Here is a 15173-nt window from a genome sequence, read left to right on the forward strand (position 1 = left end):
ATTTTAAACAGTCATTTTTAAGCCTATTCTCTTTTACTTTTCTACATATCATCTATATACAACGACAACTGCCTCCAAAATTCTTCTGATTTACTAATATACTTCGTGGTATTCCCAATAACTTAGCAAATTCTGTTCTTGAAGGGTATCTACCAAACATAGCCACTTCATCATCCACAATAATTATTGGTAAACCATCTATTCCAATAGTACCTAATAAGTTTGAAACAATCTCATTTTCAATAAATGGACTTTCATCATAGACAATATTATATCTTTCAATTTCTATTCCATTTGTTCTCAATGTATTTATAATGATATGAATACGCATAAGCTCTGAATCTTTTTTAGCTCCAGGCGTTTGTGTAACTGTGCATTCTGCAGACTCAAAGATTTGCATTTTACTCATCTAAATCAATCTCCTCCTGCTGAACTTGAATTAGTGGCATTTTATATTAATATATTAAATTAATGTTATTTTGTTTCTCCTAAAATTTCATTTGCACAATGAGAGTCTGAGCCTAAAACCATATTAATATCATAACTCTTTACTAAATCCAGCAAATACCCACTAATATATGCTTCTTCACAATGTTCTTTTCTCTTTCCTGATATATTATAGTCAAGCTCGTAATTCTTTTCCTTAATATTTTTCACTAATTCACATAATATTTTATTATTAGAATAATCATAAGGAAAAACTTTATTAAACTTTCTAACTAAATTTAAATGTCCTATTCTTTTAGGCTTATACTTACCTAAATCAGCATCTAAAGCTTTTTTAACTGTTTCGTAATATTTATTGTATACATTATTTATCCCTCCAAATAATGTAATTAGCTTTTCAAATTCATCTACACTATAATCTATAAGATGATAATCTCCATCTATTTTTATCATATGAACAGATATAATTGCATCATCAAAATACACTCCATATTTATCTATAATACTCTTGGTTTCTTCCTCATAACCCTCTATAAAATCAACTTCAAATCCTAAATTAATTTTAATAACATCTTTATATTTTTCTTTAATATTATTAATATCATTAATATAACTATCTATATCATATAATTTCATAGCACTATCATTTTTAGGTGAAGGATCTTTAAAGTTTATAGGTAACGGAAGATGTTCTGTAAAAGTTATTTCCTTTAAACCAATCTTTAAAGCATTCTCTAAGTATTGTTCAAATGTATCCCTAGTTCCATGCGGGCAATATTTAGAATGTACATGTCCGTCTCTCATATATATCTCCTTATTCAATTTTAACACCTAACATCTTACCTTCATATATATCCTCTTCATTAAAATGTATCACATCTTTTTTAGGTATTTTTAGATAAACTTCAGAACCTTCACTTATCAGACTATCTTGATTTAGCATATCAACTAAAATTCTAATATCATCTTTATATAACTCATATCTTACTATACTTCCAGTCATGTATTTTTGATTAACCTTTGCTTTTATATAATAATTCTCTAATTTATCTTTATCATTTTCTTTTGATATACTTATTACTTCTGGTCTAATAGCGATGCTGTTTTCTAATTTTATATTTAATAACTTTTTACCTTCTATTTTATTATATACATTATAATTTCCTATAAATCTAGCAACAAATTCATTTGCTGGATGTTTATAAATTTCTCCTGGTCTTCCAATTTGTGATATATAACCCTTATTCATAACTATAATTTTATCACTCATTGTCATTGCTTCTTCTTGATCATGAGTTACAAATATTGTAGTCATGTTTAGTTTTTTTTGTATTTTTCTAATTTGTACTTGAAGGTTCTTACGTATTTTAGCATCTAATGCACTTAATGGTTCATCTAATAATAGTACTTTTGGCTCTGTTACTATAGACCTAGCTAAAGCTACACGCTGCTGCTGCCCTCCAGATAATTCAGTTATGTAATTATCCTCTTTTCCATTAAGCTCAACTATTTCTATCATTTCTTTAACTTTTTTATCTATCTCTTTTTTTGATAACTTTTTAATTTTTAAACCAAAAGCTATATTTTCATATACAGTCATATTTGGAAATAAGGCATAAGATTGGAATACCATACCTACTTGACGATCTTTAGGCTTTACATTACCAATATTCTTATTGTCTATAATAATACTACCATTTTCAAAATTGTTAAGTCCTGCAATACACCTAAGAAGGGTACTCTTACCACAACCACTAGGACCTAAAAGAGTTAAGAATTCTCCTTTTTCTATAGAAAAATCTATATCCTTTAAGACCTTAATATTATTAAAACTTTTGTGAATGCTATTTATTTCAACGTAACTCATATTACAGTACCTCCTCAACTTTTGGCTTTAAACCTATAAACTTATTTTTTATTCTTGATGATTCCACATCATTTATTTTTTCTTTTTTGTTATTAGATGAAAGTTTTGATATTTTTATAGCTATTGAAGTTATTATCAATATGAATAAAAAATAACTTATTACTATTGCACTAGCCATATGACCACTTGTATCCATTAGACTCTTTAAGTAAATTTGAACAGTCTCAAATCTTCCACCAACTAAAAAATTAGTCATTACAAATTCACCAAATAACATTGACAAACTTAATAAACTTGAAACAATGACTCCAGATAAAATATTTGGCAAAATAACTTGTAAAAATATTTGCGTTTTACTTGCGCCTAAAATTTCTGCCGCTTGAGCAAACTCAACAACATTTATATTTCTTAAGCTATTTCTTATGCCTTGGTACATGAACGGAAGTATTATTATAAAGTAAACTCCAATAAGTAGCCAAACTGTTCCAGATAATAAGAATGGAGGTTTTGAATATATTTGTATAAGTCCAACAGAACATATAACACCAGGTATTGCGTACGGTAAAAGAACTAATGATTGCATAGCTCTTTCCCATTTAGGAAAATACATAACTATTATGTATACTGTAGGAACCATTATTATTATGCTAAGTGCTACAGTCACTACACTTATAGTAAATGTTCTTATTAATGCACTTGTGAAATTGCTATCTCTAAATATCTCTTCATACCATTTAAATGTTATTCCTTCTGGAATTACAGTGCTATGCCAATTCGTTGCTATTGAATAAAGAAATGTTAATACTATAGGTATAAATAGTATCGTCATAATCACCCCTATAAAAAATTCAGGAAATTTCTTCATTATATATCTCTCCTTACTTTCTTCATCATAAAATCATTAAGTATCAATGCAAGTATTAAGATTATAGCCAAAACTACAGCTATCGCACTTGCAAGTTCCGTTTTTGAGAATATATCACCAGATATAAGTCCACCAATTTGAACCGTAAGTAAATTATAGTTACTTCCCACTAATGCGTATGCACTTGCGTATGCTCCCATGGCATTTGCAAATAATATACTAAAAACACCTACTATTCCAGGAAGTATTATTGGTAATCCAATATACCTCCAGAATTCAAAACTACTAGCACCAAGCAAGAAAGCTGCTTGCTTCAATTCTTCTTTTATTCCTTGCAGTGTTGGAAATAATAACATTACTCCTAATGGTATTTGGAAATATACATACATTAGTAATAATCCCATCCATGAGTATAAATTAAAATTCATTAATATTTCTACACCAAACTTTTTAGCAAGCATTATAAATACTCCACTATTTCCAAGCATTATCATAAAAGCAAAAGCCAAAGGTACACCCGAGAAATTATTAGTTAAATTAGATATGTTAAGTACCATGTCTTGAGTTTTTGGTGATAATTTAGTTATAAAATATGCTGTAATAGCACATATTATAATTGAAATCATACTTGCTGCTAACGACAAAGTAATACTATTTCTAAATGATTGCATATAAAACGGATTTGTGAATATTTCTGTATACTGCTCTAGAGAAAATCCTCCTCCACCAGTTTTTTGAATACTCATAATTATCATTGTAAGTAGTGGTCCAAATAAAAATGCTACTACTAATACTATAAAAGGCATTAAACCTAATAAAGCCAGCCTTTTTTCATACTTTTCCTTCATTAATATTCCTCCTAGTATATACATACTTCCATATCTGATGATTTTTCAATCCCTATTAGTCTACATAAAATAGGTGCTACTTGAGTTTGATTTATAACTCCATCTATTTTTAAGTTAATATCACTTGTTCCAAAATAGTAAAAAGGTACAATTCTTTCATCATCACTAATTCCACAATGATTTCCATCTTCATTCATTCCATGATCACTGCTTATAACTACTTCATAACCTTCTTCTAGCCATATTGGTATAAAGGTCGAGAGTATAACATCCACTTGTATTACCTTACTTCTATATTCTTTAGAATTTTTTCCAAACTTATGTCCTATATCATCGATTCCCATAGGATGTATATATAAAAAATGTGGATTATGCTTTTTTCTAAGAATTTCTCCATCAATAAATAAATGACTATCTGGATAAATATCATCAAAATAAAATCTGCCATATTGTATTGATTTACTTTTATCCTCTTGATGACAGTCATATAAATAATCAAATGGTGCCTTATTATATAATTCACTTATCCAATGATAAGCAGCTGCACAAGATATACCTCCATTTTCTTTTACTAATTTAAAAATACTTTTATGATTAGATAATCTACTTGTTCCATTATTCACAATTTTACTTTTATATGGTGGAACTCCTGTTAAAATAGTTTCGTACAGTGGTCTTGACATGCTTGGCAGCTCTGACTTAATCTTGTATAAATTTCCTATCCTTTTTTCAACTAAATGAGATAAAAATCCCATTTGAGACTTTGCTACATCGTAGCAAAGCCCATCTAAAACAATTAAAACTAATTTATTTAACATGTACTAACACCTCTTGTTGCCATTTTTGTGGTAATTCTTTTGCTGATTTTTCCCAAGCTTCATAATCAGATATTGTTATTACATTCTTATACTCTGAATCATCTAATAATTTTGATTTTACATCTTCTGATAATTCAACATTACGAATAGGACGAGCATACCCCTTAGCTAGATTTTCTTGCCCTTCATCTGATAATATGTATTCACGAGCTAATATTGCTGCATGAGGATTTTTAGCATACTTGTTAATTATTGTTGCGTAACCACTCATTACAGAGGCTTCATCTAAAATTGTTATTTCAAATCTATCTCTATCTATTTGATCAGCATAATTTATAGCATTAAAATCCCATAAAAATGCTACTTCTATTTCCCCTTTTTCTAAGTTAGCTGGTTTTGCATCTGATATTGATGATATACGACCATTCTTAGCTAATTCTGCAAAAAAATCTATTCCTGGCTGTAGATTTGATTCATCTCCACCAAAAGCATAAGCTGCTGATAATACTGCATTCTGTGCTTGGGTAGCTTTAGTTACATCACCTACGCAAACTTTGTAGTTTCCATTTTTTAAATCTTCCCAACTTTGAGGCGCTTTATCTACCTTTGTTTTATCTGTTATAATAGCTATAGTACCTGTATATCCTACTATCCAATCACCATCATCATCCTTTGCCCAATCTGGAATTTCATCCCAATATGAAGTCTTATATGCCATTGTAACTCCTTTATTTTCAGCTATTGGTCCAAATGAAATTCCTACATCTCCTATATCTGCAGTTGCATTATTTTTTTCCGCATCAAATTTTGCAACTTCTTCTGCACTAGACATATCTGTATCATTATGTTTTATGCCATATTTAGATTCTATATCTTCCCATGTTTCAACCCAGTTTGCCCAAGTATCTGGCATACCTAATGATGCTAACTTCCCTTCTTCTTTTGCTTTTTCTTCTATTTGTTGTATCGTTAAACTCGAAGTATCAATTTCATTTTCGCCTGATTTACTACTTTGACATCCAGTAACAGATGTTGTTATAACCATTGATAAAACTAATACACTCACTATTTTTTTTATAATATTTTTTCTCCTAAGCATTACTCTTCCTCCATCATTTATATAAATATTTTTTAGTTATTTCTTATTCACATGTTTATATTAATATTTGTGTATTAACTTTATATTAAATATCGGTAAGTACTTAGTTAATTTTGTTAAAAACTAGGAAAAAACTGTTAAATATAGATTATTAAAAATAAGGTATATTTAAATAAAGAAAAATACCCCTTTTAAATAATATCATGGGTTTATTTCCATAATTACTTAAAAGGGGTATTTCTTATTCCTCTATATATTAAGCCATTATAAATTCTAACGCTTCTTTTTTTAACATTTCAGCTTTATCAGTTTTCTCCCATGGTAAATCTAAATCAATTCTACCAAAATGACCGTAAGCTGCTACATTTTTATATATAGGCTTTCTAAGCTCTAAATCTCTTATTATAGCCCCTGGTCTTAAGTCAAAGTTATTATTAACTAATTCAACTAGCCTCTCTTCACTAACTTTACCAGTCCCAAAAGTATCTATAAATATGGATAACGGTCTTGCAACACCTATCGCATATGCAAGTTCTATTTCACACTTACTAGCAAGTCCTGAAGCAACTATATTTTTAGCAACATATCTTGCGGCATATGCAGCTGATCTATCAACCTTTGTAGGATCTTTTCCTGAGAATGCTCCTCCTCCGTGTCTTGAGTATCCTCCATAAGTGTCGATTATTATCTTTCTTCCTGTAAGACCAGTATCACCTTGTGGTCCACCTATAACAAATCTTCCAGTTGGATTTATGTATATCATAGTTTCTTCATCTAGTAATTCGGTTGGTATAACTTCTTTTATTACATGATTTATTAAATCTTCTCTTATTGATTCATTACTTACTTCTTCTCCATGTTGAGTAGATATTAGAACAGTATGAACTCTTATAGGAGTATTTCCTTCATACTCTACTGTTACTTGAGTTTTTCCATCTGGTCTTAAGTAGTCTAATAATCCAGATTTTCTAACTTCAGTTAATCTTCTTGCTAATTTATGAGCTAAAGAAATTGGAAGAGGCATTAATTCTTCAGTCTCATCGCATGCAAAACCAAACATTATACCTTGATCTCCAGCACCTACTTTTTCTATTTCATCTTCAGCTCGCTCTCCATCTCTATTTTCTAAAGCCTCATCAACTCCCATAGCTATATCCTCAGATTGTTCATCTATTGAAGTTATAACTGCACAAGTATCACAGTCAAATCCATATTTTGCTCTATCATATCCTATTTCCCTTACTGTTTCTCTTACTAGTTTCGGTATATCTACATAAGCTTTTGTACTTATTTCCCCTGCTACAAGTACAAGACCTGTTGTTACTGTAGTTTCACAAGCTACTCTTGATTCACTATCTTTTTCTAGTAATGCATCTAAAATTGCGTCTGATATTTGATCACATATTTTATCTGGATGCCCTTCAGTCACTGATTCTGATGTAAATAAATGTCTTGCCATTTTTTATTTTCCTCCAAGCTTATTTATTATAATTATTAGCTGCTACTAGAGCTAGCTCTCTTAAGATCTTACATGCTGTTATTGTTGATACATTTGTATTATCATAATCTGGGCTTAATTCAACTATATCACAACCCACTAAGTTTATATTTGAATCCTTCAAAATTTTAAATATCTTTTCAAATTCATTATAGTTTAGACCTCCAGGTTCCGGTGTTCCTGTTCCTGGAAATATCGATGGATCTAATACATCTAAATCTATTGTTAAGTATACATTCTTTTTTTCTAAACTTTTTAAAATATCTTCAAAAGTATCTATTGTTGAAACTTCCATATATGTATGATTTTCTTTTAAAGCAAAATTAAATTCTTCTTTTGTACCCGACCTTATACCAAATTGATATATTCTATTATCCCCTAATATATCCCAAATTCTTTTTATAACAGTTGCATGAGAGTTTTTATTGTTATTATATTCTTCTCTTAAGTCTGTGTGGGCATCAAAGTGAAGTACATATATATCTTTATATTTTTCATGAACAGCTTTAAATGCCGGCAATGTAACTAAATGCTCTCCCCCTATCATAAAAGGGATTTTATTATCTTTTACAATATTTCTAGTACCCTCATATATCTCATCTAGTACTCGATCCATATCTCCTATACTTAGCTCTAAATCACCAATATCACAAATCTTATAATCTTCTAAGTCTAAATCTAACTTAGGACTATATGTTTCAAGTCCATAAAACTCTGGCCTCATAGCACTACTTGCAAATCTTGTTCCTGGTCTATTAGAAGTAGTTCCATCAAATCCTACACCAAATACTACTATATCTGACTCTTCATAAGTATTATCCATTCCCATAAATGTACTTATGTGAAAAAATTTATTAATCATTTAGCATATCCTTTACATACTGTGGTAACATAAATGCACCTTTATGTATGTCACTATTATAATATTTAGTTATTAGATTTAATTTTTCCCATTCTTCTATATTTTGGTCTTTTAGAGGATCTAATTTTTTAGAAGCAAATCCAAATAACCAGTGTCCAGATGGATATGTTGGTATATGAGCTTGATAAACTCTAGCTATTTCAAATATATCAGATATTTTAGAATTTGCTCTTTTCATTTCCTTTGCATTAAAATCAAAATATGGACTTTCATTTTGATTAACAAGTATTCCTTCATCAGTTAGTATTCTATAGCAATCATTATAAAAATCTAATGAAAATAATCCTTCTCCTGGACCAATCGGGTCAGTTGAATCAACAATGATTAAATCATAAGTCTTATCTTTAGAATTTTTAACAAAAGCTACCCCATCTTCATAATAAAGACTAACTCTTTCATCATCTAATTTACACGCGCATATATCTATAAACTCTCTTGATACATCTACTACCATTTTATCTATTTCAACCATGTCTATATTTTCTATTTGAGGATATCTAGTCAGCTCTCTAACTGTTCCTCCATCTCCACCACCTATAACTAATACATTTTTTATATTCACATTAGTAGCCATAGGAACATGAACAATCATATCATGATATATAAATTCATCTTTATAATTTACCATCATAAGGCCATCTAAAGTCAAAAACTTTCCAAATTCCTTGCTTTCAAATACGTCTACTCTTTGAAATTCTGACTTATCACTAAATAAATGCTTGTCAACTTTTATTGAAAAACGTACATTCTCCGTCCATTCTTCTGTATACCAAAGTTCCATACTCTGCCTCCAAATTTTTTTATTTATCTATATTTATTTTATTTATTTATATATATTCATACATTAATTTAACTTTATAAAATTATGTAATTTGAATGTTTTTCTTATCTATGTTATAATAATAGTCCAAATTTATTTTTATTTATTTATATTTTTTATTTTAATTTAGGTACATGTTATTTATATAGCTTCTGGCTTATGAGTAATATTACCTAAATCTTTTTTTGCAAATTTTTGTATTTTAGTTGTTAAACCTCTTGGTATTTCCGTTGATTCACTTCTTTCTGCTTGCAATAGCTCCTCTAGTAACTCAAAGCTCTTCCAAGGATCTATATCACCACATGTAAAGAAATCTGCTGATGCATATCCATACTCTGGCCAAGTATGTATTGTTAAATGAGATTCTGCAATTATTACTGCTCCTGAAACTCCCCATGGATTAAAGTGGTGAAATACAGAATCCACTATAGTTGCCTTAGCGTTTAAAGCTGATTCATTCATAAACTTTTCTATAAGTTTAGGATCTTTTAGTACATCCTCATTACAATTGTAATATTCTACTAATATATGTCTTCCTAATGTTTCAAAATTCATAACTATTACCTTCTTTCTATTTAGTTTTTTAAGCTTTTATCTTACAACTAGTATAGTATTAAGAGTTTTATCATTCATATCAGTTAAATATGCTTTACTATTTTTTAGTAAATTAATATAATCTATTATCTCTTCTGTTATTATTTCTCCAGGAGATATTATAGGTATACCCGGTGGATATGCCATAATAGATTCAGCACAAACTTTATTTATACAGTTATTTAATAGTTTACTTTCTTTTTTAGAATAAAATGCTTCTCTAGGACTAAGCTTTACTCTAGGCAATACTTGTTTTATTTTAATACTATTTATCAAGACATTTTTACTATTCATATTTGATATTATGTTAAGAGATTTTATTAACTTATCAACATCTGACTTAATTGTTCCTATTGAAATAAGAGCTAGTATATTGTACATATCTCCTAATTCAACTTGTACATTAAAATTCTTATATAATAAATCATAAACTTCAAATCCTGTTAAATTTAATTCCTTTACATTTATGCAAAGCTTTGTCTCATCAATAAAAGATACGCCTTCACTTTCTAACAGTTCATTGGATATTACTTTTATACCTTTTATTTTGTTTATCTTTCTTTTCGCGTATCTAGCTAGATTTAAAGCCTTTGATAGCTGACCTTCTCCATTTAACATTAAATTAGATCTTGCTCCATCTAAACTTGCCATAAGTAAATATGATGCAGATGTAGACTGTAACATATTTATATGTTGAAGAACCTTTTTCTCATCAATATTTTTATTATTTACTAAAAGTGCCGAAGCTTGAGTTAATGCTCCACCTGTTTTATGAAGACTAACTGCTGACATATCTGCATTACATTCCATAGCAGAAGGAGGTAACTCATCATAGAATGGAAAATGTGCTCCATGTGCTTCATCAACAAGAACAAGTATGTTTCTATCATGACATATTTTTACTATCTCTTTTAAGTCAGAACAAGCTCCATAGTATGTCGGGTTAAGCAAAAATAATGCTTTGGCATCATTATTTTCATCTAATACTTTATTGATCTTCTCTACGCTTAAGTTTAGGCTTATTCCTAATTCATCATCATATTCAGGTTGAATATATACTGGTATTCCTCCTGAAAGTATAAGAGCATTTATAACTGATTTATGTACATTTCTAGGTAAAATAATTTTATCACCTGGATTTAAAACACTTAAAATCATCGCATGAATTCCTTGAGTAGTTCCATTTGTCATAAAAAAAGCATTATTAGCCTTATATGCTTTTGCTAATAACTGCTCAGCTTCTTTTATAATTCCTTTTGGATTTGATACATTATCCATTTGTGGGGATGAGTTTATATCCATTTTCATTAACTTCTTTCCAAAATAATTATTTAGTATTTCTACACCTTGGTCTTTTACATGACCTGGAACATCAAAAGATGCAACATCTTTATTGCAATACTCTTCTAGACTTTGAAGTAGCGGAATTTGTTCATGCTCTGAAGTAGATAAAATATCAAGATTTTCCTCTAAATACCTCAACATTACACCTCCTTTTTTAGTTTTCTTACTTTTTTACAATAAAAACTTACTATTTCTATCTTGATAATTCAGTATTGTTAAACTTACTTTTACATTATATTTATTTTAACAATAAATTTCAACCCTATTTTTCAACATTTTATTTTTATTTTTTATTTTTTATACTATACCTGTATTTTTCAACACTTATACAGTATATTTTTTAAAAAAGTTTATATTAATTTAGTTTTAGTTTAGTATTCCTAACCTTATGTTTATATTAATTTTACGCAAGTTTACTATTACTAAACTTTTATAACCTTTTTTCATCATTTTTAATTTTTATATCATTATTATTACTATTTAAATTTATACACATAAAAACATCTCAGTAATAATATTAAAGAGATGTTTCATTTATTTTCCAATATGTTATCTAAACTTCAATAGTAGTTTCATCTATAAATTTAAAATCTAAATTTGTTTTTCTTAGATCTTCTATAAGTTTTAACAATGCTTTATCTTTCTTTTTAGCTTCTATCATTATATCTATATCTCTATCCACTTTAGACTTAACTAATTGAATAAAACTTGCAAAACCATCCGCATCTATATAATCTGCATGTTTCCTGTCATTTTCAAACTCTTTTGGAGTTGAAAAATGTAACTTTGGCGGAAGAATCTCCTCATTCCAAGTATTAAATATTTCTTCCAATAAATCTCCTATGTATTCACCCTCATTCTTACAATTGTGATGGTGTATATCTAAAACCATTGGCACTTTAAGATTTTTACAAATTTGCAAAACATCCTTTGCCGTAAATACTTTATCATCATTTTCTAGGATTAATCTTTCTTGTATTCTCCTAGGGAAATTATTAAAATTTCTTATAAATCTCTTTATACTTTCTTCTTTACCACCTTGAGAACTACCTATGTGTATAACCATTTTACCTAATTCATAATTTAAAAGTTCGAATATGTCTACACTGTTATTTAGGTTAACCAATGTACTTTGTATTACACTTTCTCTCGTACTATTTATCACATTAAACTGGTCTGGATGACTATCAACCCTCATGTTGCTTTTCTTTATAATATTTCCTAAATTCAAAAAATCTTGTCTAAAATACTTTTTATAATCCCACATAACATCCGGATGAGTCGCTAGAGGAACTAAGTTGGAAGTTATTCTATAAAAATGAATATTATGATCAATATTATACTTTAATATTTTTTCAAGAGCTTCTAAATTCGAATAAGTCACTTCCTTTAATTTACTTAACTTTTCTTGTTCTGAATTTATTTTTGAATATCTAGAATATGTTACCGTACTTGACGATGTTATTTTATCCAAATTTAATGCAATTGCCACGTACCCTAATCTAACTTTCATACTTTTACTCCTTATCATTATCTTTATTTTATTTTTAAAAAAAATGTGTACTTTTATACTTAAATAAACTACTATTTAGGTAAACTTATTTTCAAAATAATAAAATAAATTTTTTATGTATATTTTTTTATATAAAAGGGGGATAATTTATGAAAAGTTGTAATAAACTAGTTAGAAATAATATACCTAATATTTTAGAGGAACTCGGTAAAAAATTCGATATAGAATTATTAGATAGTGATAAAGGATTAGAGTTTCTTTATCTAAATCTAATTTCAACAATATATGATAGCTTTGAAAATAAATCTTTAGATCATATTTCAGAAGCAATAGAACTACTTACAACAATAGCTAAAGAGTATGGATATACTGAACAAGAAATTATTGATCAAAGAAATAAAACAAATGGAGATAAAGGTGATTTTTCTAAAAAAATATTACTAAAGAATATATACTAATATAATTTAAATTTAAATAAATTTCATTGAGATGGTAATAGCATTAAAGTTAGGTTGCATTATAGTCAATAATTACAATCACAATGCAACCTTTCTTATGCTATCTATTTATATATGTTTTTCGCTTTTGCAGCTTCTCTACTCGCTTCATAATTATATCTTTCAGGGTCTCTTTGATAACTCCCATCCTTAATTCTTTCTTTAAACTCATCTGCAGAAGGATTTAAGTTCTTAAAATAATTATTTTGCGTTGAATAAATACTTTTCTTATTCGGATTTTTTATTTCCATAAAAAAAACTCCTTTCTTTTTCTTTCTTTATAAATATTTTCTCTTATAAATAGCTACATATTCATTCTAATTTTTGTATTTATTATTTTTATAATATTTTGGACTTACTATAGCATATAAAATATATATAGCTCTTTGATTGAGACTAATAACTTTTTATAATAAAGTAGGAGATAATTGATTATGAAAATAAAAAGAAAAAAATTAATATTAAATGCTTTATTACTTACAATTAGTACGATGACATTCGGAATAATTAACATGTTTTTTAGAGTTTATCTATCTAATAAAATAGGTGCTGAAGGTATGGGATTATTTCAATTAATTATGAGTATAAATGCAGTTGCATCTACCTTAGCTATATCAGGAATAAGAGTAACTATTACTAGACTGGTAGCAGAAGAACTGGGAAAAGGTAATTATGGTAATATAAGGAAACTAGTACATAAAGGACTTATTTATGCATTATTTTTCAGTAGCATTGCATTTATAGTTCTTTATAATGGAGCAGAATTCATAAGCAATATATGGATAAAAGATTCTAGAGCGATAATATCACTTAAAATTCTCGCTTGCAGCATGCCTTTCGTAAGTGTATGTTGTTGTTTTGCTGGATATTTCTATGGAGTACGAAAAGTAATGAAAAGTGTAACTGCTGATGTAGTTGAAATTTGTACAATGATGATGATAATTTGCATATTTATAGGTAGATTTTTGCCAATAGGCCTTGAATATACTTGCGCATTAATATCAGTTGGAATGGCGGTCGGTTCTATGTTTTCTGCACTATATTCTTATATTTTATACATATTCGAAAAAAATCAACCTTCTTATAGCTCATCATCAAATAGCAAGTGGTCTATATTTAATATAGGATTTATTGCTTTTCCTATTGCTTGTAGTTCTTATGTGCAAACATCTCTAAGAACAGCAGAAGATATACTTATTCCAAATGCACTTAGACAATACGGCTCTTCATCATCATCTTCCTTAGCTATCTTTGGAATGATAAAAGGTATGGTTATGCCTATACTTAACTTTCCTTCTATATTTTTAGCGTCATTTTCAACACTTATTATTCCAGAAATAGCCGAATCAAATGCTTTAAATAAAAACAAAATGGTTAACTATATAATTGCCAAAGTATTTAAATTCACTTTATTAATAGCTTTATTTGCTACAGGATTATTTATGATTTTTTCTAAAGAATTAGGGTTAGCTATATATAAAAGCGAAGAAGTCGGATATATAATGAAAATATTAGCACCCCTTATACCTTTAATGTATTTAGACAGGATAGTTGATGGAAGCTTAAACGCCCTTAATCAACAAATATACACATTAAAATATAATCTTATGGATATGTTACTTAGAATCTTTATAATTTTAGGTATAATTCCTAAAAAAGGAATCGAGGGTTTCATTTTAGTCCTTTTTGTAAGTACAATTTTTAATGCTTCTTTAAGCATAAATAGACTTTTAAAAGTTACAAAGCTGGAATTTGAAATAGTTGATTGGGTTATAAAACCTATTATTTGCGTCACAATCTCTAGCTATATAACTAAATATTTATTCTTATTCTTTAGTTTAGAATCATTAATATTTTTCCAAGTTATTATTGATTTAATTTTATATACAATTTGTTTATTTATTTTTAAATGTATAAGATTAAAAGACATTAGATGGTTTACTGACGCATTTAAAAAAGATGTTAAAACAGTTGACTGGCATAGCATTAATATATATAAACAACTTTAATTAAACTAAAAAAGTTGTCTGATATGATAAAT

The 15173-nt window shown here is 28.1% G+C and carries 16 protein-coding genes; 2 read left to right on the forward strand and 14 right to left on the reverse strand.

Annotated elements, in window-relative coordinates; translation table 11 throughout:
- Positions 1–52: 52 nt before the first annotated feature.
- The 13 genes from H8923_RS01915 to uvsE all read right to left on the reverse strand — a co-directional run bounded on the left by H8923_RS01915 (position 53) and on the right by uvsE (position 12635).
- The gene (locus H8923_RS01915; RefSeq protein ID WP_172976691.1) at positions 53–400 is read right to left on the reverse strand and encodes an arsenic metallochaperone ArsD family protein; all 348 of its coding nucleotides are present in this window, start codon (positions 398–400) and stop codon (positions 53–55) included.
- A gap of 74 nt (positions 401–474) precedes the next feature.
- On the reverse strand, positions 475–1251 hold the full coding sequence (gene hisJ / locus H8923_RS01920) for a histidinol-phosphatase HisJ (RefSeq protein ID WP_153925298.1): 777 nt from the start codon (positions 1249–1251) through the stop codon (positions 475–477).
- 10 nt (positions 1252–1261) lie between these two features.
- Positions 1262–2314, reverse strand: a complete 1053-nt coding sequence (locus H8923_RS01925) for an ABC transporter ATP-binding protein (protein WP_153925302.1) — start codon at positions 2312–2314, stop codon at positions 1262–1264.
- Between the two features lies 1 nt (position 2315).
- Positions 2316–3179 (reverse strand): ABC transporter permease, encoded by an 864-nt coding sequence (locus tag H8923_RS01930; RefSeq protein ID WP_153925305.1) that lies wholly within the window; start codon positions 3177–3179, stop codon positions 2316–2318.
- On the reverse strand, positions 3179–4027 hold the full coding sequence (locus H8923_RS01935) for an ABC transporter permease (protein ID WP_153925307.1): 849 nt from the start codon (positions 4025–4027) through the stop codon (positions 3179–3181). Before H8923_RS01935 ends, H8923_RS01930 begins: the two co-directional genes overlap by 1 nt.
- 11 nt (positions 4028–4038) lie before the next feature.
- On the reverse strand, positions 4039–4845 hold the full coding sequence (locus H8923_RS01940) for an alkaline phosphatase family protein (RefSeq protein ID WP_153925310.1): 807 nt from the start codon (positions 4843–4845) through the stop codon (positions 4039–4041).
- Positions 4835–5944 carry an ABC transporter substrate-binding protein gene (locus H8923_RS01945; RefSeq protein ID WP_243139896.1) on the reverse strand — a complete coding sequence of 370 codons (1110 nt, stop codon included), beginning with the start codon at positions 5942–5944 and terminating at the stop codon, positions 4835–4837. Before H8923_RS01945 ends, H8923_RS01940 begins: the two co-directional genes overlap by 11 nt.
- Before the next feature lie 256 nt (positions 5945–6200).
- The gene (gene metK, locus H8923_RS01950) at positions 6201–7403 is read right to left on the reverse strand and encodes a methionine adenosyltransferase (RefSeq protein ID WP_153925313.1); all 1203 of its coding nucleotides are present in this window, start codon (positions 7401–7403) and stop codon (positions 6201–6203) included.
- A gap of 19 nt (positions 7404–7422) precedes the next feature.
- Positions 7423–8304 carry an agmatinase gene (gene speB / locus H8923_RS01955; RefSeq protein ID WP_153925316.1) on the reverse strand — a complete coding sequence of 294 codons (882 nt, stop codon included), beginning with the start codon at positions 8302–8304 and terminating at the stop codon, positions 7423–7425.
- Positions 8297–9145: a polyamine aminopropyltransferase gene (gene speE, locus H8923_RS01960; protein ID WP_153925317.1), complete on the reverse strand. Its 849-nt coding sequence runs from the start codon at positions 9143–9145 to the stop codon at positions 8297–8299. Before speE ends, speB begins: the two co-directional genes overlap by 8 nt.
- Before the next feature lie 180 nt (positions 9146–9325).
- Positions 9326–9739: an adenosylmethionine decarboxylase gene (gene speD / locus H8923_RS01965; protein ID WP_153925320.1), complete on the reverse strand. Its 414-nt coding sequence runs from the start codon at positions 9737–9739 to the stop codon at positions 9326–9328.
- Between the two features lie 36 nt (positions 9740–9775).
- Positions 9776–11263, reverse strand: coding sequence for an aminotransferase class I/II-fold pyridoxal phosphate-dependent enzyme (locus tag H8923_RS01970; protein ID WP_153925323.1), 1488 nt, complete (start codon positions 11261–11263; stop codon positions 9776–9778).
- Positions 11264–11675: 412 nt separating this feature from the next.
- Positions 11676–12635, reverse strand: a complete 960-nt coding sequence (gene uvsE, locus H8923_RS01975; RefSeq protein ID WP_153925326.1) for a UV DNA damage repair endonuclease UvsE — start codon at positions 12633–12635, stop codon at positions 11676–11678.
- A gap of 149 nt (positions 12636–12784) precedes the next feature.
- Between uvsE and H8923_RS01980 the strand changes: the two genes are divergently transcribed.
- Positions 12785–13093 (forward strand): nucleoside triphosphate pyrophosphohydrolase family protein, encoded by a 309-nt coding sequence (locus tag H8923_RS01980; RefSeq protein WP_153925330.1) that lies wholly within the window; start codon positions 12785–12787, stop codon positions 13091–13093.
- 104 nt (positions 13094–13197) lie between these two features.
- Here the strand turns inward: H8923_RS01980 and H8923_RS01985 are convergent, their stop codons facing one another.
- Entirely contained in the window at positions 13198–13383 is a 186-nt protein-coding gene (locus H8923_RS01985) for a hypothetical protein (protein WP_153925332.1), read from the reverse strand.
- Positions 13384–13566: 183 nt separating this feature from the next.
- On the opposite strand from H8923_RS01985, the gene H8923_RS01990 reads away from it, so the two are divergent.
- Positions 13567–15141, forward strand: a complete 1575-nt coding sequence (locus H8923_RS01990; protein ID WP_153925335.1) for an oligosaccharide flippase family protein — start codon at positions 13567–13569, stop codon at positions 15139–15141.
- Positions 15142–15173: the final 32 nt, after the last annotated feature.

This window comes from Romboutsia faecis (genome assembly GCF_014323405.1).
In the GTDB taxonomy this organism is placed as follows: Bacteria; Bacillota; Clostridia; order Peptostreptococcales; family Peptostreptococcaceae; genus Romboutsia_E; species Romboutsia_E faecis.

Excerpts from the sequence above, each read along its gene's own strand:
- uvsE (WP_153925326.1), bottom strand. The coding sequence starts at position 12,635 with ATGAAAGTTAGATTAGGGTACGTGGCAATTGCATTAAATTTGGATAAA.
- H8923_RS01990 (WP_153925335.1), top strand. The coding sequence starts at position 13,567 with ATGAAAATAAAAAGAAAAAAATTAATATTAAATGCTTTATTACTTACA.
- H8923_RS01935 (WP_153925307.1), bottom strand. The coding sequence starts at position 4,027 with ATGAAGGAAAAGTATGAAAAAAGGCTGGCTTTATTAGGTTTAATGCCT.
- H8923_RS01925 (WP_153925302.1), bottom strand. The coding sequence starts at position 2,314 with ATGAGTTACGTTGAAATAAATAGCATTCACAAAAGTTTTAATAATATT.
- speE (WP_153925317.1), bottom strand. The coding sequence starts at position 9,145 with ATGGAACTTTGGTATACAGAAGAATGGACGGAGAATGTACGTTTTTCA.
- speD (WP_153925320.1), bottom strand. The coding sequence starts at position 9,739 with ATGAATTTTGAAACATTAGGAAGACATATATTAGTAGAATATTACAAT.
- H8923_RS01940 (WP_153925310.1), bottom strand. The coding sequence starts at position 4,845 with ATGTTAAATAAATTAGTTTTAATTGTTTTAGATGGGCTTTGCTACGAT.
- H8923_RS01915 (WP_172976691.1), bottom strand. The coding sequence starts at position 400 with ATGCAAATCTTTGAGTCTGCAGAATGCACAGTTACACAAACGCCTGGA.
- metK (WP_153925313.1), bottom strand. The coding sequence starts at position 7,403 with ATGGCAAGACATTTATTTACATCAGAATCAGTGACTGAAGGGCATCCA.
- H8923_RS01970 (WP_153925323.1), bottom strand. The coding sequence starts at position 11,263 with ATGTTGAGGTATTTAGAGGAAAATCTTGATATTTTATCTACTTCAGAG.
- H8923_RS01945 (WP_243139896.1), bottom strand. The coding sequence starts at position 5,944 with ATGCTTAGGAGAAAAAATATTATAAAAAAAATAGTGAGTGTATTAGTT.
- H8923_RS01980 (WP_153925330.1), top strand. The coding sequence starts at position 12,785 with ATGAAAAGTTGTAATAAACTAGTTAGAAATAATATACCTAATATTTTA.
- H8923_RS01930 (WP_153925305.1), bottom strand. The coding sequence starts at position 3,179 with ATGAAGAAATTTCCTGAATTTTTTATAGGGGTGATTATGACGATACTA.
- hisJ (WP_153925298.1), bottom strand. The coding sequence starts at position 1,251 with ATGAGAGACGGACATGTACATTCTAAATATTGCCCGCATGGAACTAGG.
- H8923_RS01985 (WP_153925332.1), bottom strand. The coding sequence starts at position 13,383 with ATGGAAATAAAAAATCCGAATAAGAAAAGTATTTATTCAACGCAAAAT.
- speB (WP_153925316.1), bottom strand. The coding sequence starts at position 8,304 with ATGATTAATAAATTTTTTCACATAAGTACATTTATGGGAATGGATAAT.